Origin of the sequence: Fodinibius sp. SL11, assembly GCF_052060035.1 — a bacterium.
Classification (GTDB): Bacteria; Bacteroidota; Rhodothermia; order Balneolales; family Balneolaceae; genus Fodinibius.
This window is the reverse complement of the sequence record NZ_JBPOEA010000017.1, coordinates 1-26,035: the sequence shown is the minus strand read 5'-3', so window position 1 is coordinate 26,035 and position 26,035 is coordinate 1. Positions and strand designations below refer to the sequence as shown.

Annotated in this window: 17 protein-coding genes; all 17 read left to right on the top strand. The window is 39.1% G+C overall.

The genetic code is table 11. The annotated features are described in order from the left end of the window. The first annotated feature begins 80 nt into the window (after nt 1-80). Complete coding sequence (locus ACQ76V_RS14060; RefSeq protein WP_441001142.1) at nt 81-2,348, top strand: TerB N-terminal domain-containing protein; 2,268 nt, start codon at nt 81-83, stop codon at nt 2,346-2,348. After that, nucleotides 2,342-3,658, top strand: a complete 1,317-nt coding sequence (locus ACQ76V_RS14055; RefSeq protein ID WP_441001174.1) for an ATP-binding protein — start codon at nt 2,342-2,344, stop codon at nt 3,656-3,658. The genes ACQ76V_RS14060 and ACQ76V_RS14055 overlap by 7 nt, the downstream gene beginning before the upstream one ends. 3 nt (nt 3,659-3,661) lie before the next feature. Further along, complete coding sequence (locus ACQ76V_RS14050; protein ID WP_441001141.1) at nt 3,662-5,866, top strand: DEAD/DEAH box helicase; 2,205 nt, start codon at nt 3,662-3,664, stop codon at nt 5,864-5,866. 448 nt (nt 5,867-6,314) lie between these two features. Then, nucleotides 6,315-7,607 (top strand): tyrosine-type recombinase/integrase, encoded by a 1,293-nt coding sequence (locus ACQ76V_RS14045; protein ID WP_441001140.1) that lies wholly within the window; start codon nt 6,315-6,317, stop codon nt 7,605-7,607. A 111-nt stretch (nt 7,608-7,718) separates the two neighbouring features. After that, nucleotides 7,719-7,916 carry a helix-turn-helix transcriptional regulator gene (locus tag ACQ76V_RS14040; RefSeq protein ID WP_441001139.1) on the top strand — a complete coding sequence of 66 codons (198 nt, stop codon included), beginning with the start codon at nt 7,719-7,721 and terminating at the stop codon, nt 7,914-7,916. A 111-nt stretch (nt 7,917-8,027) separates the two neighbouring features. Then, complete coding sequence (locus tag ACQ76V_RS14035) at nt 8,028-8,936, top strand: hypothetical protein (RefSeq protein WP_441001138.1); 909 nt, start codon at nt 8,028-8,030, stop codon at nt 8,934-8,936. 1,057 nt (nt 8,937-9,993) lie between these two features. Then, complete coding sequence (locus ACQ76V_RS14030; protein ID WP_441001137.1) at nt 9,994-10,509, top strand: DUF4339 domain-containing protein; 516 nt, start codon at nt 9,994-9,996, stop codon at nt 10,507-10,509. Between the two features lie 35 nt (nt 10,510-10,544). Further along, nucleotides 10,545-12,341 carry a DUF4339 domain-containing protein gene (locus ACQ76V_RS14025; protein WP_441001136.1) on the top strand — a complete coding sequence of 599 codons (1,797 nt, stop codon included), beginning with the start codon at nt 10,545-10,547 and terminating at the stop codon, nt 12,339-12,341. A 17-nt stretch (nt 12,342-12,358) separates the two neighbouring features. Then, entirely contained in the window at nt 12,359-13,153 is a 795-nt protein-coding gene (locus ACQ76V_RS14020) for a GYF domain-containing protein (RefSeq protein WP_441001135.1), read from the top strand. A gap of 1,261 nt (nt 13,154-14,414) precedes the next feature. Further along, nucleotides 14,415-14,840, top strand: coding sequence for a hypothetical protein (locus tag ACQ76V_RS14015; protein WP_441001134.1), 426 nt, complete (start codon nt 14,415-14,417; stop codon nt 14,838-14,840). 118 nt (nt 14,841-14,958) lie between these two features. Then, nucleotides 14,959-16,572 carry a type I restriction-modification system subunit M gene (locus tag ACQ76V_RS14010; RefSeq protein WP_441001133.1) on the top strand — a complete coding sequence of 538 codons (1,614 nt, stop codon included), beginning with the start codon at nt 14,959-14,961 and terminating at the stop codon, nt 16,570-16,572. Further along, the gene (locus ACQ76V_RS14005) at nt 16,550-17,914 is read left to right on the top strand and encodes a restriction endonuclease subunit S (RefSeq protein ID WP_441001132.1); all 1,365 of its coding nucleotides are present in this window, start codon (nt 16,550-16,552) and stop codon (nt 17,912-17,914) included. The genes ACQ76V_RS14010 and ACQ76V_RS14005 overlap by 23 nt, the downstream gene beginning before the upstream one ends. Before the next feature lie 111 nt (nt 17,915-18,025). Beyond that, nucleotides 18,026-18,217, top strand: coding sequence for a histone H1 (locus ACQ76V_RS14000; protein WP_441001131.1), 192 nt, complete (start codon nt 18,026-18,028; stop codon nt 18,215-18,217). Nucleotides 18,218-18,543: 326 nt separating this feature from the next. After that, a complete protein-coding gene (locus ACQ76V_RS13995) occupies nt 18,544-19,428 on the top strand; it encodes a hypothetical protein (RefSeq protein WP_441001130.1) in 885 nt (294 codons plus the stop codon). A gap of 130 nt (nt 19,429-19,558) precedes the next feature. Continuing rightward, the gene (locus ACQ76V_RS13990) at nt 19,559-22,345 is read left to right on the top strand and encodes an McrB family protein (RefSeq protein ID WP_441001129.1); all 2,787 of its coding nucleotides are present in this window, start codon (nt 19,559-19,561) and stop codon (nt 22,343-22,345) included. A 1-nt stretch (nt 22,346) separates the two neighbouring features. Next, nucleotides 22,347-23,702, top strand: a complete 1,356-nt coding sequence (locus ACQ76V_RS13985) for an McrC family protein (protein ID WP_441001128.1) — start codon at nt 22,347-22,349, stop codon at nt 23,700-23,702. 31 nt (nt 23,703-23,733) lie between these two features. After that, on the top strand, nt 23,734-26,035 hold a 2,302-nt coding region (locus ACQ76V_RS13980; RefSeq protein ID WP_441001127.1), incomplete at its 3' end, for a type I restriction endonuclease subunit R.

The window sequence follows — 26,035 nt, the reverse complement described above, 5'->3', positions numbered from 1 at the left end:
CCTTGCCTATTCAATAGATACAATACAAAACCCGTAGTGAGGAACTAAACTTGTGAAATAGCTTAAATAACCGTTGGTATATGGGATTCATCATTTTTGTACTATTTGTTATAGCCCTTCTTATTATTGGCTCATTATCTAAAGGGAGTGGAAATAAAGCTACAAGCACAAAAAAGCAGTCAAGCCGATCAAGGCAATATAGGCGCCAAAAACAACTTTCTGATAATTCAGAAAAGTTTTGGATACCAAAGAGTAAGACCGTAAAAATAAACGGTTACGGTTTGTCTGAAGGTCATATATACGTAGGGACGAACCTTGCTTCAGTTGCTCAACAGTATGGATCTAACGTTGAGCCCTCACTTATAAATCCTAAGCTTTCTCTAAATAAAAGGAATCCAGATTATACTGGTTCTACTTTGACCTACTGGCCTTCTTATTCTAGGCTTGACCCAAGTGCTAGAGCAGCATATTTGGAATGGTTGGCAGATGGGAAAAAAGATCCAGGCACTCCTATAGGATACGTTTTTCTATATTATTATGGCTTAGAAAGGAGACTCCTTTATGATTTAGGTGGTGGTAATGAAGAAAATAGTCAACATGAAGTAGAATTAATTAAGGCGGAAATACGAAGGCTGCTAGACATTTATGGCTCAAATAATTCTTTCAACCGCTATGCTTCTCAACTCCTAGATCTTTTCCAATTATTTGATAATAATCAAAAGGATCTGTCAACAGCTTTGGATAATGAGAATCTAAAATTCAATGAATATTACAACAACGGATCTTATAGTCGCAGATATGATTTAAATTTCAAAAAAGGGTTAGCCTATTATGCTTTAGAAGAAAAGCCATTACCTCCAGACTGGGCATTAAAATGGGCTGTTAAGTCTAGCATGTTAAATACCCCTGCCCAAAGATGTAAGGAGAAGTTCCAAGATCTTTTCCGAATCAAATATCATGACAAATTTGATGAGGGGGTAATATTAGAGGACTATAAAGATACACTTACTTTTAGGTACAAACCTGCTAGTAGTAGCTTTAATGGGGGTATTAGTATTGACACCAATCTTCCGGAATTCAACCATCAGAAAAATAAGTATGTAAATAAATTCCGAAAACTTATCGATGAATGTACGGACAAATTAGACCCTTACAGTCGCCATTTAGGGCGAAATCCAGGTGATGAAAAAAGTGCAGAAGCCATTTCTAATTTGCCGCAAGAAATTATAAAGGATTACTTAAGTTCCGATCTTCAGGGTTTTGTTAATGAGCTTAAAGAAGAGTTAGATAACCAAGAATACACGTTAGTCTCCACCAACAATTTTACTAACTACTGGGATATTAAAGGGGTTAATAAGTATCGAAAAAAAGAATCCATAGAAATAGCACAGTTCTTTTTTAAGCTTGGTTATGGAATAGAGCCTGATTTGCGTTTTGGTAGTGCGAAGTTTGAGAGAGATAGTAATGTTGTATTCTTTAAGATTGACCCAGATAATTATCCTAAAGCTCCTTCTAAAGAGTATAAGCTAGCCCTTTTAATTTTACAGCTGACTACAGTTGTTGGCTTGGCCGATGGGACTTTTTCAGAGGAAGAAGAGAGATATTTAGATGAGTATATTGAAAATCTATTCCAGCTTTCTGAGGCAGAAAAGAAGAGACTGAATGCCTATCTATTTTGGTTAAAAGAAGAAAATCCGGGAGTGCGGGGTATTAAAAAGAAGATCTCTGATCTTAAAATGGATAAAAGAAAGTCTATTCTAGACTTTTTAATTAAAGTGGCCAATGCAGATGGTTATATTGATCCGGAAGAAGTAAAACTACTCCAGAAGACTGCAGATATATTTGATCTGGATCCAGATCAAATATATCACGATATCCACTCTCAACAGGCAGCAGATGATGATCCTGTACTTGTGATGAAGGGAGAAGAGCATGAAGGGTATTCTATTCCAGATCAAAAACTGGAAGAGAAAGAAAACGATACTCAAAAGCTAGATCAGGATCGTATAAATGAGACGCTACGAAAAACCGATGAGGTACAATCAATATTAACTGACATTTTTGAGGAAGAAGAGGATGAACCAGAAGTAAATAAGTCAGAAGATAGTATGGAGAAGACGATTTTAGGATTGGATGAATTGCATTCAGAATTAGTTGTTAAGCTTTTAGAGAAGGACGAATGGACACAGATGGAGTTTGAAAATATTTGTTCTGAGTTGAATCTTTTCCCCGGAGGTGCAAAGGAGGTTATTAATGATAAAGCTTTTGAAGAGTATGATGATGCGCTGATATTAGATTTTGAAGAAATCGAAATAAATACAGAAATAGCTAAAGACATAAAATTATGAGCAAGAAAATAAGAAGAAGAGAGCGTGACACTATTCTACAATCCTTAAGAGCGGGAGTTGTACCCAATATTGGATTACAACATATTCAAGTGGGAAGAGCTGAGGAAGTAAAAGCGTTGCTTGAAGATATTGATCGCATTCAGGACGGAGGATCTTCAATTAGGTTTATAATTGGGGAGTACGGCTCGGGGAAAACCTTTTTCCTGCATTTAATTAGATCCATTGCTCATGAGAAGAAGTTAGTAACTGTACATGCTGACTTAGCCCCGGATCGACGAGTTCATGCTACCGGTGGACAAGCCAGGAACTTATATGCTGAGTTGATGAAAAATATGGCAACTCGGACGAAGCCCGATGGAAATGCCCTATCAAGTGTGGTAGAAAAATTTATTAGCACTGCTTTAAATGAAGCCAGGAAATCGGATGATACTGTTGAAAATATTATTCATTCCAAGCTTGAGAAGATTAAAGAAATGGTTGGAGGATATGATTTTGCAGATGTAATTGCCTCTTACTGGGAAGGGCATGATTCTGGCAACGAAGAGTTGAAAAGCAATGCTATTCGATGGTTACGTGCCGAATATACAACAAAGACAGATGCAAAGAAGGCACTAGGTGTTAGGACCTATATCGATGATAGCAGCGTGTATGATCATCTAAAGTTGTTGGCTAAGTTTGTCCGCCTTGCGGGATATGAAGGGCTTCTTGTTGGGATAGATGAAATGGTAAATCTCTATAAGCTGAATAGTGGAATTGCCCGAAGAAATAACTATGAACAAATCTTAAGAATAGTAAATGATTCGCTCCAGGGTAGTGTCGAGGGTATTGGATTCTTAATGTGCGGGACCCCGGAATTTTTGATGGATACGCGAAAAGGTTTATACAGCTATGAAGCCCTTCAAACACGGTTGGCAGAAAATAGATTTGCTTCACAGGCTGGTGTACGTGACTTAAGTGGTCCAATTATCAGATTGGATAATTTACAAGCTGAAGATATTTACGTGCTTCTAAGAAATATTAGAAATGTATTTGCTTCTGGGAACGAAGAAGATTATCTGATTCCTGATGAGGCGATTGAACAGTTTATGCGGCATTGCAATGAGAAAATTGGAGAAGCTTACTTCCGTACTCCTCGAAATACGATTCGTTCCTTTGTTGATATGCTTTCGGTCTTAGAACAAAATTCTGATATACATTGGGAGCAACTTATAGGTAGTGTGGAGATAGAAGAAGATCAGGGGCCAAATATGACAGATTTGGATAACGACGAAGTTGATAGTGATGATGAACTATCATCTTTTGAGCTTTAAACTATGAGTAACTCAGAACAAGCTTCAGAAGCATTTGAACTACTAGATCGAAAAATTCAGAAATGGATTTGGAAGGAGCAATGGGATCAGCTCCGGGATATTCAAGAAGATGCTATACCTACTATCATCGAGGGAGAGAATGATGTTATCATTGCTTCGGCAACAGCCAGTGGAAAAACAGAAGCTGCTATCCTCCCAATTCTATCAAATGCGATATCCAACAATGAAAATGGTGTTTATGGGCTATATATAGGTCCGTTAAAAGCACTTATAAATGATCAGTACCGACGATTTTCAGAAATAGCAAAAGAAGCACATATACAGATCACGCCATGGCATGGTGATATAAGCAGGAGTAAGAAGAAAAAGTTACTAAAAGAACCGTCAGGAGTACTGTTAATTACTCCTGAATCATTAGAATCTCTTTTTGTTAACCATGGAACAGAACTCAAAAAAATCTTTGGCGATTTAAACTATGTAATAATCGACGAGCTACATTCATTTATAGGAAATGAAAGGGGTAGGCATCTTAAATCCCTTCTAAGCCGTTTAGAATTAACGTTAGATAAATCCATAACAAGAATCGGTTTAAGTGCCACTATCGGAGATGAGAGCTTAGCTAAAAAGTTTTTGAGAGAAGCTTCCCCAGAGACAATCTCATATATAGAGTCCAAATCGTTGGGGACAGATCTAAGGCTTCAATTGAGAGGATATTTAGATCAACCTCCAAATTTAGATAATGATTCAGACGATCTTCAGGAAGAGGATAGTGGATATGCAGATTATGAGATATCCAAGCATTTATTTAAAACCTTAAGGGGCCAAGATAATCTTGTCTTTGCTAACAGCAGAATGAATGTTGAGAAATATGCTGATAAATTGAGGCAATTTAGTGAAGATGAGAAAGTACCTAATGAATTTTGGCCGCATCATGGGAGTTTGTCCAAGAATTTGAGAGAAACAATTGAAGGAGAATTAAAAAAGACAAATCGGCCTAGTACCGCTGTATGTACAAGTACATTAGAAATGGGGATAGATATTGGTACGGTGGAAAGCATTGCTCAAATCGGTGCCCCACCGTCAGTTGCTAGTATGAGGCAGCGACTTGGTAGGTCAGGACGTAGAGGTAATCCGGCCATAATGAGACTCTATATCAAAGAACAAGAAATTACCGACCGAACTCCTCCCCAAGACCAACTTAGAACAGAGCTGGTTCAATCTATTGCAATGGTGGAGCTTTTAATTAATAAATGGATTGAACCTCCTTCTTTATCGCGAGTCCATCTGTCTACTTTGATCCACCAGTTACTTTCTTTGATTGCTCAATATGGTGGTGTGAGAGCTAATGAAGCCTGGACTATCCTTTTTGAAAAGGGGCCATTTGATGGCATTACCAAGAGCCAATTTACATTGTTGCTAAGAAAGCTTGGTGAAGAGGATCTTATCACCCAGGCAAATGATAAAACGTTGACTTTGGGATTAAAGGGAGAACATATCGTTGGCCACTATTCGTTTTATGCGGCATTTAACACTCCTGAAGAATATAAGATTATCGCTAATGGCAAGTCACTTGGTACAATTCCCATTGTGTTTCCATTAGTGGAAGGAACTTATATAATTTTTGCGGGGAAAAGATGGGTTATCAAATCTGTTGATGAAGACAAAAAGGTAGTCTTTTTAGATCAATCCAGCGGAGGGAAACCACCCTCATTTGGGGGAAGTGGGATTATGATTGAAGATGAAATACGGGAAAAAATGTTCGAGATCTATACTTTTGGTTTGCAGCCCCCATATTTAAATAAACAAGGGAAAGAGTTACTAAAAGAGGGTCGAAAGTATTTTGATGTTTTTAACCTATTGGAAACAAGCTTCTTAGAATTTGGAAATGACACCTTAATGTTTGTTTGGAAAGGTAGTGTTATTCAAAATACCCTTATGCTTTTACTTAAAAATGCTGGACTAAATGTTGCTATAGAAAATACTGCTATTCTCGCTCGAGATTGTAGTGAAGAGAATCTTAAGAGTGCACTTGAACATATACTGAAATCAGATAAACCTGATCCGATCAAACTAGTTGAAAATGTTAAAAATAAAGAGAAGGAGAAGTTTGATCATCTGCTTCCCAATGAGTTGCTAAGTTTAGAGTATCAAAAACGATTTATATCGCTAGAGAATACATTCAATTATCTTAGTACTTCATTAGTATAAGATTAAAAATTGAAGAGCATGCTTCACCCAAGTTGGAGAGATTTTATTAATGGTGGGTGTGGAAACTGCGAGAAAGTGACGATTAATTTTATCGGAAATTCTCTTTACTACCCCTTGAGTTGTTACCCCGATGTTACCCCGAGAGGGGTTTTTGAAGAAATTTTGATTTTTTTTAATCCTATAAAAAAACCCCTAACTCTTTGAAAGTCAGGGGTTTATGAAAAGCGATCCGGACGAGACTCGAACTCGCGACCTCCTGCGTGACAGATTTATTTTGAGGTATTATTGGCATTTCTCAAAACTTGTATTTAGGTTGCCTAAACCGTTGCGACTCAACGGTTTAGCGATTAAATTAGATAACAGAAGTTATCGTAACTTCTCATAAGTTTGTTACCCAAATGTTACCCAAATGCACAAGTTGGATAACATAAACCTAAATACATTCATTATGCCAAAAGTAAGATTAGATCATAACATGATTTCTGGTTTAGATAACCCGGAGCAACCCATCGAATATTATGACAAAGTAGAGCGGGGTCTCATGCTACGCCATTCTAAAGCCGGCACGAAAACCTTTTGCTATAGATATCGATTTCGAGAAAAGAATAAACGCTATACAATTGGAGAGTTTCCGGGAATTGGGCTTGCAGATGCTCGGAAAAAAGTTCAGAAACTACGAGTTAAAGTTAACGATGGAATTGATCCTCAAGCCGAGAAGGATAAGCGTAAATATAAGAAAGAGGTAATAAGATTTAGTGAGCTGGCCAAGGAATACAAGGAAAAGGAAGTGCCTCATAAAAGTGAGAACACTCGGAAGGAGTACATACGAATTGTAGATGTAGAACTCGTTCCAAAATTGGGTGAATATCCTATTGACGAGATTGGTAAGCACTTAATAATCGATATATTGGATGATAAAGCATATGGTAAAGGTGATTCAGATCCTGCTCCCAGAATGGCCAACAGCATACGAACACGGCTGTCCAGGATTTTCAACTTTGGTATTGAGCGGGGATTAGTTAAAAACAATCCTGTTCGACAAACCTCAAAATATCCGGAGGGGGAAAAGAAAAGAGATCGTTACTACTCGGATGAGGAAATTAGAGAGCTTTGGAACTATTTTGAGGATTGGGAGGCTCCAACACCTTCAGTTTTCAAAATGTTGCTTATCACCGGTCAGCGCAAAACCGAAACCATGCATATGAAGTGGAATGATATAAAAGGGGATATATGGACGATATCACCGGATATGACTAAAAATAAGCAAGTACATCAAGTAGTTCTTTCTGATTTTGCGCAGGAAATAATACAAAATCAGCGTTCAAGATCAGGAGATAGTGATTATGTATTCGAATCACCGGTGAGGGATAACGAACCATTGGAGTCTATTAAAAGAGCCAAAGAGACTATTCAGAAGCATTCGAATATAGAAGATTTCCGCCCCCATGATTTGCGACGTACTTTTGCAACCAATCTTGCCAAGTTGAAAGTTGATAGAACGGTATTGGGCAAGATTCTTAATCATAAAGGTTTGTCAGGGGATTCGCAGGTTACAGCTATCTATGATCGCCATAGTTATATTGAGGAAAAACGGGAAGCTATGAATAAATGGGGCCGTAGGTTAAAGGAGATCCTCCAGGAATACCAAGGTGATCAAAGTGAAGATAAGGCTGAAAAAACCGGAGCTAAGATCACTCATATTTCTTCTGCCCGTAACCTACGAACTGGAAATGAGGGGTAGTGAAAAATTTCGGTAAATTTTCAGTGAATTTTCACAAACAAACTGAAATGATCCTACAGTTATCCCCGATAAGTTTTGAGTGCAATTGAAAACCAATAAACACTCAAGACCATGGATGATTTAGAACTCATACGACCTAAGCAACTGGCTGACTTACTCAGTATTTCAATACCAACGCTCTATCGAATGATAAACGAAGGCGATCTACCACCGAAAGTAAAAATAGGGAAACGTGCTGTCGGTTGGCGACGTAGTCAAATAGAAGAGTGGATGGAAGAAAGGACTGAAGAAACAGCTTCTGTTGAGTAGGAAGTTACTGGTGTCATAATCCGATGCCTACTAATAAAATCTCTTGTTATGGTATGAGATTATGCAGATGTTTGGCACCTGCTGAACATCTGTATAAAACTCATACGACTTATGAAATTAGAATTAGTCTCTTTGGAAAAATATTTAAAAGAGATTATTGCCAGAGAGGAGATTCGCAGTACTTATCTTGGGAGCTATAATAGTCTCGGCAAAAAAATAGAGCGCATTAGATTTACGTCAGTTTTAGGGGACCGTAAGAGAGACAGTGAAGAACTTGCTCAATTTCATGATAGGATCATAGATAGCTACTTATTAAGCCTCAAAGAAGCTTTATGCTCCTATACCGGGTTTAAAGTTGAAGAATTAGAAGACCCACCCTATGAGTTCAGGTTTGTAGATCCGGAGGAATTTGATGACAGTTTAAAAGGGCAAACTAATTTATTAATAGCATATTTGCATGTGTTTATTACAGCACTCAAGAAGGGATTTGCCGATGGTTCCATATTGGATAGCATAAAGGCACAATATCAGGAAGTTCAACAAATAGTTGGTGATGATGTTAATGAGAATGGACTCACTTTTGATGATTTACAACTTTTGATCTTGGAAAGTGTCAAGAGTCATAATGCCTATATTAGGAGTCAGGTACTACAGAGAATTCTTACTCAAATTGGAAATAAAAACTATGAAGATAATTTAAAACTGAGTCCTCTCTCAGAGGTAGAAAAGAAGTATTCCGTTCAGGTTCCTTCATTGATAAGAGAAATCGCAAAAAACATCACTAAGAAGAAAGCAAGTTCATATCAACCGAAAACAATTGAGATATACCTCAATCAATATCGATTAGATCCCCAAATGTCTCGACCTGATCGAATTGAAAAATGCATTTCTATTGCAAAGGATGAAACAGTTCGCAAGGAGTTCATTGAAAGGTGTGCAGACAACACACTGTCAGGGTGGGAGGATAAACTGGAGAACAGATTAAAAGAATTGAAGCGTTTTTCTGGTTTAACAAGTTGATAAGCCTAAAATACGATAAAAAAATACCTTCACAGAAAAAGCCGTTCTCAAATTTCCATTTTAAGCGGATAAAATGACATCTGGCATACCGTACCATTGCGTTATTTCACTCTTTGCTTGTAGCCTATTGTAGTATCGGTATTTCTTTATTCACTGGTGATTGCCAACCTCTTTAATCCTACCAAAGCCAAGAGAGTAGGGATAAACAACAGCTCCAAAGAAGTGCAACCATAGCAACAATAAATAGGGTTAAAAACCTAAAATATTAAGGTATGCGTAATTTGCTGAGAAATCCCGTATTTTTATGTTCCTATGTTCCTATTGCTTAAAATCGCCTTATATAATATATAAACAACGTTTTTATAGGAACATTTACAGGAACATCTTGGCAACATACAGGAACATTTCTTCTCCTTATAGGAACATGAGCAACATTCAATGTTCCTAATATGTTCCTGTCCAATATTCTTATAAACTTTTAAATAACAGTTATTTATAGGAATTGCTGAATTTTTACAGGAACATGCCATGTTCCTGCCTATTTCGGGGTCTGTGGCATTATAAGCCCAATTATTGGTGGTTTTTTGAGATAGGAACATTTCAAACCCCATACCGGCCAGAAATGGAAAATAGGAAGTTTGTGGTTAAATAATTTAGGTGAAGTGGGCTATTATTTAATTCCTTATCAGGATCGTTTAAATGGGGAATTGCTGATTGAGTAACATGCTAAGTATGGACCGATATTTTATTATTCCCTTAGTTGGAAATATGGTGGTTTCCATTAATTGATTGCTGAAATGGAAATGAAAAAGGTTATGATGGCAATGTTAAATTGATGATTCATTGAGATGTTGGTTTGTTGTTATGGTCATCAGGGTCTATTCCAAACATATCCTTCACCTTTTGAATGTTTTTATTCCTTAATTACAACCGCATTTTACACTTCTCCCAGTTCTTGCCTCAGCGGTTTTAATTCATTAAGCTACAAAACTACTATCATCACCCTAATAGTATATTTACACGACTATTTAACTCTTAAAACATCGGGATGTTGAAAATGGAAGAATGGTATTATGTTAAAGAAAATGAAAAAATTGGCCCTGTTGAGAAAGAGGAATTGCTAAACCTTATTAAACAAAAGGTTGTCAAGGAAGAAGATTTAGTCTGGACACAAGGGATGAAAGATTGGGAAAAATCTAAAAAAGTAGAACCCCTTCAATCAGCTTTAGATTCAGTTTCAGAATCTATTGATGAGCAACTGTCTGAGGGATCAAATGAAAATAAACAGGAAACTTCCACATTTGATGCATTAGAAAACAAGTATTTCTGGCCAATGATAATCCTTGGCAGTATAATTATTAGTTTTATTATTGGCGGTGGTACTTTTCCATATATATTAGGGCAAGCAATGGGTTTAATTATTTTTCCAGGACTTATTGTATTGATTATTTCTGGATTGATGAGACTTTTTAAAAAGAAAATTAACAGCAAAAATTTTAACACTTTCTTTTTAATTTTGTGGGTTTCTGCGCTATTCCTTTCTTTGGTTGGTAATTTTTTAGAAACTCAGTAATTAGTATAATTTTTGATCTGTTAATTGCCTAAAGTATGAATAGGAAATGGTATTATTTAAAAAATGAGAAGGCTGTTGGTCCGGTTAGATGGGATAAGATTATCGATCTGTACAAAGCCGGTAAAATTGATTCGAAATCAAGGGTTTGGTGTAACCAATTTTCTGATTGGGTATCCTTAAACCAAGTGTTACAAGAGAAAAAAGCGGAGGAGTCTACTTCACCACCTCCTTTACCAAATAAAAAACAACAACCTCCGCCAATACCTGATAATATTGAATCTCCACCACCATTACCTAATAAGAAAACTACTGAGCAAGATAATAAAATCTCTGTTGGTCCATTACAGAGCAAAGAGGACATTATAGCTTCTCAGTTTATTACGAAAGTAAGTTTTGTGGTTTTTTCCCTACTGCTAATGGGATCACTTTATGCCTTCTTGAGTGGCGGATTTCAAACATCTACGAACACCTCATCTGACCAAATACAGATAAATGAACAATGGCCATCTGCCTTTGACTTTGGCAGAAGCAGTTCATCATTTAATCCACAGCACCCTTTTATAACTGAGGCTTTAGTTAAAGACATTGTCCATACCATTAGCTTTAGAATGGGACAAGAGAATACATTGAATATGATTAGTAATCGATTCCCAAGTTTATCAACAGAGAGTAAAATTACGGAAGCGAAGTTTAATTCAGAATATAAATCCGCATACGATAATATTGAGGGTGTTTTAGATAATGAGTTACCCAGTTGGGAAGATATCAAAGGAGAAATTCGGAATAATAGTATAAAGTATCTTGATTACTCAAATGTCACAAGAGAAGATGCAAAAGACTTTTTGGATAAGGTCGAAAATAGAGCCTCGGGAAATTTAGAGTCACCTGTGCTTGAAACACTCTTGATGTTCCACCCAAAATACATAGAGTCACCTCGGTTATTATTTACTGATGATTATACCAAGGAGTTTCGTTCAAAAGGTATGGAGAAGGCTAAAGGTGTAGATTTAGCAATTGAATACCCTTCAAGCTGGAAAGCAAAAGATGGGCGAAGACCCAATGTTGTACGGAACTTTATAAGTGATAATGGTTATGGCCTCGATATGGTTTTAATTATAATAAAAAGTTTTCCGGAAGAAATTTCCGGAGAACTATCCAATGATGATATACTTTTACTCAGTGGAGAAAATATTTGGGAGGGCTTTTCTTCTGGATTAAACACCATTGAAGAAGGCGAAGTATTTATAGCAAATCGACCGGCTATTTGGGGAGAATTTTCTGGCTCAATAAACCGCACCGGAATTGAACTTGACATGCATGGCTTGGGATTTGCCATGATTGATGGGAAAAATATGATCCAACTTATGTATATGTCCTCTCAAGAAAAACAAAAGGCAAAAACTAAAGTTATAAATAAGTTCAGACATTCAGCCCAGATTTTCCAAATGATGATAAATAGCCTCGATTTTTTTAATAAATACGAGGGGCCTAATACATCTTTATCGAATAATGAACTAACATTGTTAAAAGGTAAGTGGTCTGGAGTTGGATACGAATTAAATAATGATACCTCTTGGAAAATGGACGTATCATTTTCTAATGAGGAAGTTTCAGTCTCATATCCATCGTTAGATTGCTCGGGTAAATGGAATTTAATAGAAGTAAATGGCACGGAAATAACATTCCGAGAAAAAATTACTACAGGAATTACAAATTGCATGGATAAGGGGAAGGTAGAGATCTCTATTTTGAGTGATAAGAAAATTAATTTTAAATATTATCCTCAAGGTTCAAATGAACTTGGAGCCCGAGCTACTTTAACTAAGTATTAACCAAAACATAATTTTAGATGGAAGAGTGGTATTGGCATAAAAAAGATGATACTGAACCAAGAGGTCCCGTAAATGAGTCAGAGCTTAAAGAGTTAGCAAAGAATGGCAAATTAGAGAGAAAAGATAAAGTTTGGCGATCGGGTTTTGATGATTGGGAATTGGCCTCTGATATTTCAATGCTATTTGATACCCCACCACCGATTCCTGAAAATGATAATACCTCTAACTATTCTTCAGGAAACACTTCAACCATTCCGGGCCAAAACAAATCCTCTTCAACAAGCACAGAGTCTGATAAAAATTCAATAAGCCATCCAAAAGGAAAAGCTGATGAAGTAAAACAGACTAAAAAAAATAATAGTCCCAAAAGTCTCCAAGGAGTAGGAGGATGGCTCACCTTTTTTTGTGTGGGTTTAACAATTCTTGGACCATTGTTATCAATTGGCAATATGATATCTGGTTGGGAAGGGGCCAAACAAGCATTTGATGCTTTTCCAAAGTTTGAAACTGCTATTTGGGTAGAAAATATTGGAATTTCTATTATCACCATTTATGGATTTATAACAGGAGCTATGATATGGAGTGGAAACAAAAAGGGAAAAACCTTAGCAGAACGTTATCTGTTGATTAGATTATTTCTTTTTATCGGGACAGAATTACTGGCTCTTATGATACTTTCTGATCTTCCCCAAGAGGCGTATAGTATTATGACTGATGAGGTAATAGTTGCTGTATTCCGAGAAGTATTTCTCTTTGGAATTTGGTTTTCCTATTTCAAAGTATCAAAACGAGTTAAGGCAACTTATAAATGATTCTCCTTAAAAGAATATTTTCTGACCTATCAAGCTGATAAGCCAAATATCGAAAAAATTCTTCTTCCCCGGAGAAAGACGACTTCAAATTTCCATTTTAAGCGGATAAAACGAACTCCGGCATAGCCTACCATTGTAGAATTCCACTCCTTCCTTGTAGCATGCAACAGTTCCGGTACCTCTTATTTGGCTCCTGATTGCAAGCCTCTTTAAATACTACAACAGCCAGAAGAATACCATAGTGTAACAGCTATAAAGAAGTGTAACTATAGCAACAATATATAGGGTTTAAAACCTAAATAATTAAGGTATGCGTAATTTGCTGAGAAATCCCGTTTTTCTATGTTGCAATGTTGCAATTGTCAAAAAACGCCTTATATAATATATAAACAACGATTTTACTGCAACATATACTGCAACATTCCTGCAACACACTGCAACATTTCTTCCCCCTTTTGCAACATAAGCAACATTCAATGTTGCAATAATGTTGCAGTAAAAAATCACGATAAATTCAGTATTATCAATGGTTTGCCAAAAACAGAAAAATATTGCTGCAACAGAGCATGTTGCAGCAATAATCGGCATCTGAGGCATTCTGAGGGAGAAAATGGACGATTTTTCTATATTGCAACATTTTAAACCCTATACCCCCAGAAAGTAGAAAACTTGAAATTACTGGTTAAATAATTTAAGTGATATAGCCTTAAAGTTTATTCCTTGTCAGAATCGTTTAAACGGATAAAATAAGAGTATTAGTAAGCTAAATAGGGATTGCTATTTCATTTATCTGGAAACCCCTTTGCCCACTTAAAACTGACTAATAGAAAAGGAAACAAAGCATATTATAGTAGTAATGTTACTTTGATGATTTGTTGAAATGTTGTTTTGTATTGCAAGGGAAGAATAGGTGACTGCATATCAACAAATGTTGAGATGTTGGTTTGTTATTATGGTTTTCAGGGCCTATTCCATACATCTAAACTGTTATACATTAAAAAAATAAAGAGTGATTTTGTTATAAACTTTGGCAAATTCCTACTTAAATTTATTCACTTAGTTAGATTATTTCGTTCAGCGATTGTATGACAAATGGACTAAAATGGGTGGCAAGGGTCCGTTAACTTGTTTAACGGCTTGTTTTGGTAATTAGCAAGTACTACGACCGTAATTGTCATACAAAGCTATTTTAATATATGTTGATTTGTTGAAATGTTGATGACAACATATATGGTATAGATATAAACCAAGGGTAAGAAAAATGTCAAAGAATGATGTGAATCCGGATATACTCGTATTTGAAATCGGAGCTTATCTGGCAGGCTCCTATAAAATCGAGTGGAGAGGTGATGGCCTGGCCTTGGAGGCTGGGTACTCCCATGGGTACTTTGGCGATGACAATTTAATCCGTCCGGATAAGGAAAAATGGGATCATTTCTGGGAAGAGATGGAGAGCATCGAAGTATGGGATTGGGCATCAGAATATTCCGCTGCTGTTTGTGATGGCACTTCTTGGTCTTTAAAGCTGAAATACAAAAACAATGTGATAGATACCCACGGCCATATGGCCTATCCAGATCCTGATGATGTAAGTAAAAAATTAGAAATTGAATTCAGCCAGCCTTTTCAGAAGCTCATCAAGGGATTGGACACCTTGTGTGGTAAAAGGCACTTCTCGAAATACTGACTAAAGTAGCATTCGTAATTTCAAGTGTTGTCTTATCCTACCAAAACTTTGTATATAGTAATCTTCTTAAAAGTGTAATTGTAAAACGTAACCCAACCAAGAGACGAACACATACCCCATGTCCACCAATCTCAAAGAACTCGAAAAACGGCTCTGGCAGGCCGCCGATAATTTACGTGCCAATTCAACGCTCAGCTCATTTGAATACTCCACGCCTGTATTGGGACTCATTTTTTTGCGTTACGCCTGGCACCGGTTCAAGCCACTGCACGAAAAGATGGAAAAGGAAAGCAGCAGCCGGGTGACTATCGGCCCCGATCACTATAAGGCCGAAGGCGTGCTCTACCTGCCTGAAGAAGCGCGGTACGATTACCTGCTGGCGCTTCCCGAAGGTGAAGACATCGGGCAGAAGGTGAACGAGGCGATGGAAGCCATCGAACGGGAGAACCCCGAGTTGGCCGACGTGCTGCCCAAAGAGTACAAGCGCTTTGACGATCCTGTGTTGAAAGATCTGCTGAAGAACTTCTCAAACGTTGGTACGGATGTGGAAGGTGACGTATTCGGACAGATCTATGAGTATTTCCTCGGGCAGTTTGCCATGAATGAGGGACAAAAAGGTGGAGAATTTTTCACGCCTACCTCCATTGTAAAGCTGATTGTAGAAGTGCTGGAGCCCTATGGTGGCAAGATTTTAGACCCGGCCTGTGGTTCGGGTGGTATGTTTGTGCAGAGTGAGAAATTTCGCCAGCGGCACCGGGACCAGGCTGAGAAGAATCTCTCTATATACGGACAGGAGAACAAGGAAAACACCGTGCGCCTCTGCAAGATGAACTTGGCAGTGCATGGACTGGAGGGCGATATTAAAGCAGGCAATACCTACTACGAGAATCTGCATGACTGCGTGGGACGCTTTGACTACGTGATGGCCAATCCGCCCTTTAACGTAAGCGGGGTGGACAAGGAAGTTATTGAAGGGGACGAACGATATCCGTTTGGCATTCCCAGCACCGACAATGCCAACTACCTGTGGATGCAGGAGTTTTACAGCGCCCTGAACGAACGCGGACGTGCCGGTTTTGTGATGGCTAACTCCGCTGGCGATGCCCGCCATAGTGAGAAAGAGATTCGCAAGGAGATGATCAGAGAAGGTGTAGTAGATGTGATTATCTCTATCGGCTCCAACTTCTTTTATACGGTGACTCTGCCCTGTACGCTCTGGTTCTTTGACAAGGGAAAGAAAGGCACCGACCGTGAAAACGAAGTGCTCTTTATTGACGCCCGAAATATTTACCGACAGATCGACCGAGCTCACCGCGACTTTACACCCGACCAGATTGAATTTATTTCCAGTATCGTACGCCGCTACCGCAACGAAGAGAAAGTGCACTTTGAGGTGGCCGCCGAACCGGATACCGATTACGAAGCCAACGGTTCGTCTGTTACTCAGCCGAATAATATGGACAAGCTATTTGATGATGGAGAGTACCAGGATATTCCCGGCCTCTGCAAGGTAGCTACGGTTGAAGATATTGAGGAACAAGGATGGAGTCTCAATCCTGGCCGGTATGTAGGAGTTCAAAAAGATGAATTAGATCTGGATGATTTTAATGAACAAATGAAAAGTTTATCTAAAGAACTAAGGGATTTAAATGAACAAGCAAGGGAATTGGAAAAAATAATTGATCAAAATATAGAAACAATTCTGGGGGATGTTGCCAATGGTCAAGAGTAATAGTCCAAAATTCAAAGAATACCAGGTTAAAGATATAACCTTAAATGTAGCGATGGGCCCCTTTGGTTCAAGAATCACTAAGGATAATTTTGTTTCTGAGGGTGTTCCTGTTATAAAGGGACAAAATCTTTCAGATGGTAGATTTAATGATGAGGAGTTCTCATATCTAACTGAAGAAAAAGCAGATGATCTAAGCTCAAGCAATGCATTTCCTGATGACTTAGTTTTTACCCATCGAGGGACACTTGGTCAAGTAGGTATATTACCAGCCAAATTTGAGAGATATGTGGTTTCTCAAAGCCAAATGAAATTGACATGTGATCCAGAAAAAGTGGATCCAATGTTTTTTTACTATTACTTCTGTTCAAAAGGGAAGGACGATTTATTAAAACACGAGTCAGGGTCAGGCGTTCCTGCAATTTCAAGCCCTTCTACTACTCTTAAAAACTTAACTGTAGAAATTCCAAGTTTAGCATATCAGAAAAAAGTTGCCTCAATTCTTTCTGCCTTTGACGATCTGATAGAAACAAATACTCGACGCATCGAGATTCTGGAGGAGATGGCTCGACGGATCTACCGCGAATGGTTTGTGCACTTCCGCTATCCCGGCTACCAAGATGATGAGTTTGTGGATTCGGGTACGGATGAATTTGATGCTGTGCCCGAGGGATGGGATTTAAAGATCATGGATGAAATTTTAGAACACTATATTGGTGGAACGTGGGGACAAGAAGAACCTGAGGGAGAAGAGAATAATCCTGCCTATGTAATACGTGGTACTGATATCCCTGGAGGACGATCAGGTAACGTTGATGATATACCGTTAAGATTCCACAAACAATCTTACATTAATTCACGAAAGCTACAGCATGGGGATATAGTTTTTGAAGTTTCAGGAGGTAGCAAAGATCAACCTGTTGGAAGGGCAATGTTAATTACCGATACATTCTTATCTGAATTGGATTGCGATGATGTTGTACATGCCAGCTTCTGTAAGTTATTACGATCTGATAAAAGTATTTTAAAACCTGAAATACTTTATCTACACATTCGAGAAATTTATGACGACAGGAGAATTATGAAATATCAGGTGCAATCAACTGGTATTACTAATTTTAAGTTCACCTTCTTTGCAGAAAACAAACAGATGTTCATTCCGCCAATGGAGTTACAGGAGAAGTTCCAAGAGAAAGTCAGTCCATTGTTTAAGCAGATGTACATTTTAGGTAAACAAATCAACAGATTAAAAGAAACAAGAGATTTACTTTTACCGAAGCTTATTTCGGGGAAGATAGATGTGGAGGAATTGTATCAGCTTGGGAATCAGAATAATGTTGACTAACCTTACACGGAAAAGGGAAATTCCTGAGTCCTTTTAATAAATATATTATTGGTTCAAACAGAACCACGATTAATGTGACCTCACTAAAAAACAAATAAACAACACATAACTATGGATGAAAGCACAGTTAGTCTCTTCAATAAAATGAAAGAAGAGTGGGAAAAGTTAGAAGAAAACCACGCAGACTTCGATCAAAAGGCTAATAAAGCTGCTGGTCGCAGAGCCAGGAAAGCTGCCAATAACTTGAAGAAGTTGTTGACGCCCTACAAGAAAGCTTCTGTAGACGAAGCCAAAGAAATGTAGGGAGAGGATGGAGTAAGAGTTCGAAAAGGGATGCGGCTTATTCCGTATCCCCTTTCTCGTAAGTTTTAAAAGTATGGTTGAAACTTTGGGGAGATAAAGAGTGAAATAGGTACGGGTAAAGAATTGAAATAACCTTCCCACCAAAAAACCTCTTGAATGAATTTAAAGATACAACAGAGCCAATGGTTAAAGAAATTGGCCTGCTAAGTCAGCAAGATAAGAAGCTGAAAGCGACAAGAGATTTACTATTACCGAAGTTCATTTCGGGGAAGATAGATGTGGAGGAAATAAGCAAACAAATAACTACGGGGTTAAATTATTAAATTATGCAAGAGAAATATTTATTTCGATACACTGGAGACCAATCTACAATTGACCTAAATACCTTGCTTGTTACACAATTCCATTATTTAGGTGTTTTAAATGAGATAAGTCGAAAGGTTCTTCCCAATAATGAAATAAAAATCACTGTAAACGCCTTTCACAAAAAGTCCTTTGGCATTGAACAGGTTATTGAGTTGGTAGCAGTTGGAAGTATAGCCTTTAAACCGGAGATCAATAATCTTGAATTATTCTTCGAGTTGCTTCAGGACTATTTAAAAATAAAAGACCTTTTAGGTGCTGAAAAAGCAGAAAATGTAAATAAGGCTGAGAATAAGCTTGAGATAAAAGGAAATAATAACACGATATATGTAGCGCCAGAAGCCTTCCAAATCTATCAAGAGAATTCTGTCGTAGATGAAGCTTTGCGGAAATCAGGTGAAGCCTTAGATTCAGACGAAGAAATAGATGGTATTGAAGTCACAAAAATAGATCAAAAAGACAAACCTTTGATTCAATTAGATAGAGATAGTTTCAAGCAACTATCAAAATCGAATGGATATCTAAAAGAAAAGAATGAAAAAACTGAATTAGAAAAAGATCAAGTCTTGTACGTCAAAAAATTTGACACTGATCCAACAAAGAGGACGCCATTTACTTTTATTTATAGAGAAAGAAAAATAAAAAGAGTAAAAATCGTAGATGAAGACTTTCTCGAAAAGGTAAGTTCTGGTTTAAGATTTGGGAATGGAGATGCATTATTAGTTGATCTTGAGATTACAAAAGAAAAGGATAAAGCAGCTGATGTCTTTGTGGAGAAAGGTTATAAAATAATTGAGGTCAAAGACGTAAGACGACGTGGTGATACCGGAGATTTATTTATGAATTAAACTTCTGTGCGGTTTAAATCCATAAGAGAAAACATTATTTCAAAGAGTTATTTGAGATGAAAATCGGATTATTCTTAAATATGTCGTAATCGCAAAGGAAAGGGATTAATTAAGATTAGTTATAGGAAATATGCTTGATACAGAAAGTCAATTTACCTGGGTACAAACCCACAAGGAAATTGTAGCATATCTTGCTGATAAGGAAGGCAAGCAAAAGGAGATAATTGAGCTTTTAAAAAGTGCTGGTATTACTAAGAGTTTTACGGATCAAAATGCTGATGGTGAAAAATTTGATCTTCAAGAAATAGATCCGTTTACCTTCTTCAACTTCATTTATAAATACTCTGCTAATCGATTAACATATCTTAAACGGCTTGCGCAGGAATTGGGTATTCATGTTCCACAAGATGCTCTGGGACTCCCCTCTATTCAGGGTCAAAACGTTTGGTGTTTCCCATATAAAGCTACGCGTACTAACAATGAAATAGAACGTTTATGGTCATTTTTTCACAGCGTAAGGAAGAATGAAGTTACAGAAGAGGGTTTTGCAGATGCATTAGACATAGATAGTGTTGCAGAGATAAAACTAACCCAGGGCATGTTCTTTGTTGACCCGGAAACCTATTTCCCGATTAATGGTCCGGCGAAGCCTTTTCTGAGGGAAAAGTTTAATATTGATCCAGATTTCGAATCCTTTGAGGAGTATCAGTCAATCTTGAAGGCTATTAGTGACCAGACCGATAAACCTTTTTATGAGCTATCGTATGAGGCTTGGCAGTGGAGTGAAGAATCATCAGATAGGGAGTTTGATGATCAGTGGGAGTCGTTGTTAAAGGTAATTAACAGGATTAGTGATGAATCAGCTGTCCGCAAGTTTTTTTCGGTAGCTGGTGATGTGCTCAACGAGCTTCAGATCGAGAATGAACATCAAAATGTTTACGCTTCGGCTCTAAATAACTATATACAAGTCACACTTGGCAGTAGATACATAGCCAATGTAAAAAGGGGCAAAAATAATACGATCCTTGGTTTTTATATCAAGGAAGAGATGTTAGAGGAAATCAAAAACAAGTATCCCACCATCACAGCCGAAGCCAAGGACCCTATAGATGGCAGTTTAAAACGAGTGTGGGTTGAGATTGTGGCTGATAAAGTAGATCCCAATGATTTCTATGAGGGAGTGTTGGCGCTTGCTCGAGAAGGTTATGAGCGACAAAGCAAGTCTCAGTATCGGTCACAATATGCAGATAAGCATAATCCCTGGGTTATACGCGCAGCCCTTGAGGATACTTTGCAGGACAAATTATTTATCAACTATTATTTAGTTGGGGCTTATTGGAATAAGGAAGAAAACCCAGATCAAACTGATCGCTTTATTGAAGAAGGTATATGGGAAAATGGGTACGATGAAAAATATATAGAGGAGATTAACAGTATAGCCGTTGGCAGTAAGATTGCTATTAAATCAGTATACACAAAAAATAAAACCGATTCGGTAATGGCAATCAAAGCCAGAGGGGTGGTAACCAAAAATCCTCAGGATGGAAAAACACTGAAAGTTGATTGGGAGCCTAACATTGATTCTTTTGAACTTAACTTTTCAGGAGGATATTGGAATACGGTATCAAAGGTAGATAATAGAAAACATATTGCCGCTGTATGGTATGATGAGCCAGATGAAGAAGTGCTCGATAATGATGAAGAGGGAACTCAAGCAGCACATGAATATAAAAATAATATGAATTTTCCGCTGAACACTATCTTTTATGGCCCGCCTGGGACTGGCAAAACCTATCATACCATTCAAAGAGCTGTTGAAATTGTAGAAGATAAAAAAGTTGGCAGTTATGAAGAGGCTAAGGAGAAGTTTAACCAATATCTTCACGATACAATTGAATTTATAACTTTCCATCAAAACTACAGCTATGAAGATTTTATTCAGGGACTTCGGCCTGATATAGAAAATCAAAAGGATCTCACGTTTGAGCGAAAGGAAGGGATCTTTAAGAAACTTGCTGACAAAGCAAAACAGAATCTCATTAATGCACAGACAGTGCGAGCAAAAAAACAACCTTTCAAAGAGGTATTTAAGGAATTTATTGCTCCTCTGGTAGAAGGAAAGGTAGAGGAGATTGAGGTAGAAATGACCAGGGTTTCGTATTACATCACCGGAGTGAATCCCAATGGAATAGAGTTTCGGAAAGCCAGCGGCGGTACTGCTCATAATCTGAATCTTAACACGCTTGAAAAAATGTATGAGGCCGAGTCCACTTTGGAGATGCAGGGCTTGTCCATTTATTACCAACCCTTATTAGACAGGTTATTGGAGCTTGGGAAGTCAGATACTGAAAAAGAACGAATAAAACGGAAAAATTACGTAATCATCATTGATGAGATTAACAGAGCCAATATATCGAGAGTTTTCGGAGAGCTGATTACACTGATAGAGCCGGATAAAAGATATGATCCCGGAAAACGCTCTGATGATGCCATCCCGCTTACTACTACTTTACCTTCGGGAGAAAGCTTTTCAGTACCTTCTAACTTATACCTTATCGGTACCATGAATACCGCAGACAAGTCGGTAGCGCTACTGGACATTGCCCTTCGTCGCCGCTTTGAGTTTGAAGCCATGTATCCCCAATACACTATTGACGGAGAAGAGCTACCGGATGCTGATATACTTAAAAAGATCAACAAGCGAATTGTAGATTTAAAAGGACACGACTTTCAAATTGGCCATTCATACTTTATGGACAAAGATATCACGTTGAAAGAGCGAATGAATAAAAAGGTTATTCCATTGCTACTTGAGTACTTTATGAATGATGAGGATGAAGTAAGGGGGATCTTGTCGCATGCCGGACTGGACATAAAAGAAGATGTTTGGCCGCTGCAAATAACAGGCCGAGCATGATATGACTAACCTGTTTGAATATCAGAATAAGGAAGAGTTACCATGGGCTTTTGACGGCCTGGAGGCTTTTTTAGATGATATATGGCAGCGACGCGAAAAGACGGGCTATTACTATGGCAATGATGAGGAAGATACCGAGGAAGCCCAACGCTTTTTGCAGTTTCTGCATAAGACCGGTGAAATCAAGTCGAATAAATACGTTGGGGTTATTCATTTTGAAGGGAAGAAGATTAACCTGCTTCCCAAAATTTTTTATGATGATACCAGGAAATATGTAGAGCAGGATATAAGTGCAATGCAACAGCATGTGCTTTGGTGGTTGAGCTATTGCAGTAAGATCAAGTTCCCCAACTACCGAACATCTCTTGATAGCTCAAAGAATGATTTTTTTGAAGTTCTTATCTACCTGTTTGCCAAGTATACCCGGCAGTTGCTTAGCCATTCACTATACCAACAATACGAAGAAGTGCGGCGTGAGGTTAATTTCGTTCGCGGTCGCCTTGACATCGATAAATATATATCCAAAAATCTTTCGCGGGCTCGCTGGCACAAGTTGAACTGTGTGTTTGATCCCTATGTACTGGACAATCGATTCAACCAGATCATCAAATACGTAGCTACTTTATTGTTTAATCAGACGACGAATGATGAGAGCAAAAAGTATTTGAGGGAAATACTTTTCAAGCTCGACGAAGTGTCTGATGTGAAAGCCACGGCTAAAGATTGCCGAGCAATAAAATTTAATCCAGCATTTTCGGAGTTTGAAACGGTTCGTGATTACTGCCAGCTGTTCTTAGAACATGCGGTCTCTTTTGATTATAAAAACGATCTTAAGTTATTCGCTTTTTTAATTCCGATGGAATCTCTATTTGAAGATTTTATTTACGGATTTATTAACAAAAAAGTGGATGACTTAGATGCACGCCCCCAGTCTACTGCAAAATCATTAGATCAGGATGAAATCTTTGCTCTAAAACCGGACCTGATCCTACAAAGAGGAGAGAAAAGAGTAATCGCTGATACCAAGTACAAGATTGTATATTCAAATAGTAATAATTCCCAAAAGGGAATATCACAGTCAGACTTATATCAGGTATTGGCTTATGCTATCCGATTCGAGATTAATGAGGTTGCTCTTCTTTACCCTGATACTCTAAGTAATTATCAAGACGAGCCAGCTCGTTTTTTAATAAGGGATGAATTTGCTGAAGATGTTGATGTTCAGGTTAAAGCTTACCAATTGCCGGTTATAAATAAATCTCTTTTTAATAAAGGAGAAAGTGCTTCCTATAAGTTTGCAACTTTATTTGAGGATACCGAAAGAAAATTGAAAGAAAGAATTAATACTATTATTTAGTTTTAAATTAATTTATTAACCAGCAATATTTATGTCATCAAAATATTCGGAAGACATACAGGTTGAGCAACCGGCTATTGATCTCTTTGATCAGTTGGGATGGGAGACCATCAATGCCTATGAGGAAGTGCTGGCTACTGAAGAGGATGACGGCACGCTGGGCCGGGAAACCCGGGATGAAGTCGTGCTGAGGCCGAGACTTCGGAGCAAACTGCAGGAATTCAATCCCGACGTGCCCAAAGAGCAAATCGATGAGGCTATTCGGCAATTGTCCCGCGACCGCTCCTCCACCCATTGGGTCCGTGCGAACAAGCAGATTTATGAGCTTATGCGTGATGGAGTAGACGTGGAGTACCGCGACGAGAACGGCTTGATGATCCGCAAGACCCTGGAGGTGATCGACTGGCAGCAGCCCGAAAATAACGATCACCTGCTGGTCTCCCAGCTCTGGGTACACGGCGATTACGGTAACAAGCGTCCCGATCTGGTTGCCTTTGTCAACGGTCTGCCAGTGATCCTGTTTGAGCTCAAGAAAACAGGCCGGAGCGTCAAGGACGCTTATCAGTACAACCTCAGCGACTACAAAGACACCATTCCCCAGCTGTTCTGGTACAACCAGGTCATCATCCTCTCCAACGGTGCCGATACCAAAGTGGGCACCATTACGTCACCTTGGGAGATGTACGGAGAGTGGAAGAAGATCAGCGACGAAGACGAGCCCGGCATGGTGACGCTGGAGACCGCCATCCGGGGCATCTGTGAGAAACAGCGGCTGTCGGACCTGATGGAGCACTTTATTCTGTTTGATGACGTCAAAGCCAATCCCAAGAAACTGCTGGCCCGCAACCACCAGTATTTGGGTGTTAATAATGCTATTGAAGCCGTCAAATCCATCGAAGAAAATAAGGGCAAGCTGGGCGTTTTTTGGCACACGCAGGGCAGCGGCAAAAGCTATTCGATGGTCTTTCTGACCCGCAAGGTCATGCGTGAGTTGGCCGGGGATTGGAAGTTCGTGATCGTCACTGACCGGCTGGACCTCGATGACCAGATTTACAAGAACTTTGCGTCCGTCGGAGCCGTGACCGAGCCCGAAGATGAAATCCGGGCCGACAGCAAGGAGCAGCTCCAGCAGTTGCTTCAGGAGAACCACCGTTACGTCTTTACTCTTATCCACAAGTTTCACAGCCGAGATAATGAAGAATTCCCGGTCCTCAGCACCGACGATGATATTATCGTCATCACTGACGAGGCCCACCGCACCCAGTACGACAAGCTGGCCATGAATATGCGCAAGGCGCTGCCCAACGCGGCCTTCTTAGGCTTTACCGGCACGCCCCTGATCAAAGGTCAGGACGAGAAAACCCGTGAGGTATTCGGCGACTACGTGAGCGTCTATGACTTTAAGCAATCCATCGAGGATGGGGCTACTGTTCCGCTCTATTATGAGAACCGCATCCCCGAGCTGCAGCTGACCAACGAGCATCTCAACGAAGAGCTCGAAGAGCTGCTCGACGAGGCAATGCTCAACGAAGAGCAGGAAGAAAAGTTGGAGCGGGAGTTCCGCCAGGAGTACCACCTGATTACCCGGCAGGACCGCCTCGAAGCTATTGCCGAGGATTTGGTCCAACACTTCCTGGACCGCGGCTACATGGGTAAAGGCATGATGATCTGCATCGACCGCTTTACCACGGTGCGGATGTATGATCTGGTGCAGGAGGAATGGGAAAAAGAGAAGCGGCGCGTAAAGCAAGAGTTGGAATCAGTCTCAGGGATGGAGGAAGATCGCCTGCTGGAGCGATTGCACTACATGCAGGAAACCGATATGGCCGTGGTGATCTCCAAGTCCCAAAACGAGATTAAAGAATTTGAAGAAGAGGGCTTGGATATTCGTCCCCACCGTAAGCGCCTCGAAAAAGGCGGTCTGGACGAGAAGTTTAAAGATCCCGACGACAAGTTGCGGCTGGTCTTTGTCTGCGCCATGTGGATTACCGGCTTTGATGCTCCGAGCCTGTCCACCCTCTACCTCGACAAGCCGATGAAGAACCATACTTTGATGCAGACCATCGCGCGGGCCAACCGCGTGCATGGTGACAAGAACAATGGTTTGATTGTCGACTATGTAGGCGTATTCCGCAACCTGCAAAAAGCTCTGGCTACCTACGCCACCGGACACGAACCCGATGATCCCGAGGCTACCAATCCGGTCAAGGATAAATCCGAGCTGGTGAATCAGCTCCGCGAAGCTGTCGCCGAAGCCAAAGAATTCTGTGAGCAGCAGGATGTGGATCTCGATAAGATTATCCAGGCCGAAGGCTTTGAGGCCTCTAAATATC

Coding starts and splice junctions, on each gene's coding strand:
- ACQ76V_RS14030 (WP_441001137.1), top strand. CDS start 9,994: ATGGAAGAATGGTATTATGTTAAAGAAAATGAAAAAATTGGCCCTGTT.
- ACQ76V_RS14005 (WP_441001132.1), top strand. CDS start 16,550: ATGTTGCCAATGGTCAAGAGTAATAGTCCAAAATTCAAAGAATACCAG.
- ACQ76V_RS14010 (WP_441001133.1), top strand. CDS start 14,959: ATGTCCACCAATCTCAAAGAACTCGAAAAACGGCTCTGGCAGGCCGCC.
- ACQ76V_RS14025 (WP_441001136.1), top strand. CDS start 10,545: ATGAATAGGAAATGGTATTATTTAAAAAATGAGAAGGCTGTTGGTCCG.
- ACQ76V_RS14015 (WP_441001134.1), top strand. CDS start 14,415: ATGTCAAAGAATGATGTGAATCCGGATATACTCGTATTTGAAATCGGA.
- ACQ76V_RS14040 (WP_441001139.1), top strand. CDS start 7,719: ATGGATGATTTAGAACTCATACGACCTAAGCAACTGGCTGACTTACTC.
- ACQ76V_RS14045 (WP_441001140.1), top strand. CDS start 6,315: ATGCCAAAAGTAAGATTAGATCATAACATGATTTCTGGTTTAGATAAC.
- ACQ76V_RS14035 (WP_441001138.1), top strand. CDS start 8,028: ATGAAATTAGAATTAGTCTCTTTGGAAAAATATTTAAAAGAGATTATT.
- ACQ76V_RS13990 (WP_441001129.1), top strand. CDS start 19,559: ATGCTTGATACAGAAAGTCAATTTACCTGGGTACAAACCCACAAGGAA.
- ACQ76V_RS14050 (WP_441001141.1), top strand. CDS start 3,662: ATGAGTAACTCAGAACAAGCTTCAGAAGCATTTGAACTACTAGATCGA.
- ACQ76V_RS13995 (WP_441001130.1), top strand. CDS start 18,544: ATGCAAGAGAAATATTTATTTCGATACACTGGAGACCAATCTACAATT.
- ACQ76V_RS14020 (WP_441001135.1), top strand. CDS start 12,359: ATGGAAGAGTGGTATTGGCATAAAAAAGATGATACTGAACCAAGAGGT.
- ACQ76V_RS14000 (WP_441001131.1), top strand. CDS start 18,026: ATGGATGAAAGCACAGTTAGTCTCTTCAATAAAATGAAAGAAGAGTGG.
- ACQ76V_RS13985 (WP_441001128.1), top strand. CDS start 22,347: ATGACTAACCTGTTTGAATATCAGAATAAGGAAGAGTTACCATGGGCT.
- ACQ76V_RS14060 (WP_441001142.1), top strand. CDS start 81: ATGGGATTCATCATTTTTGTACTATTTGTTATAGCCCTTCTTATTATT.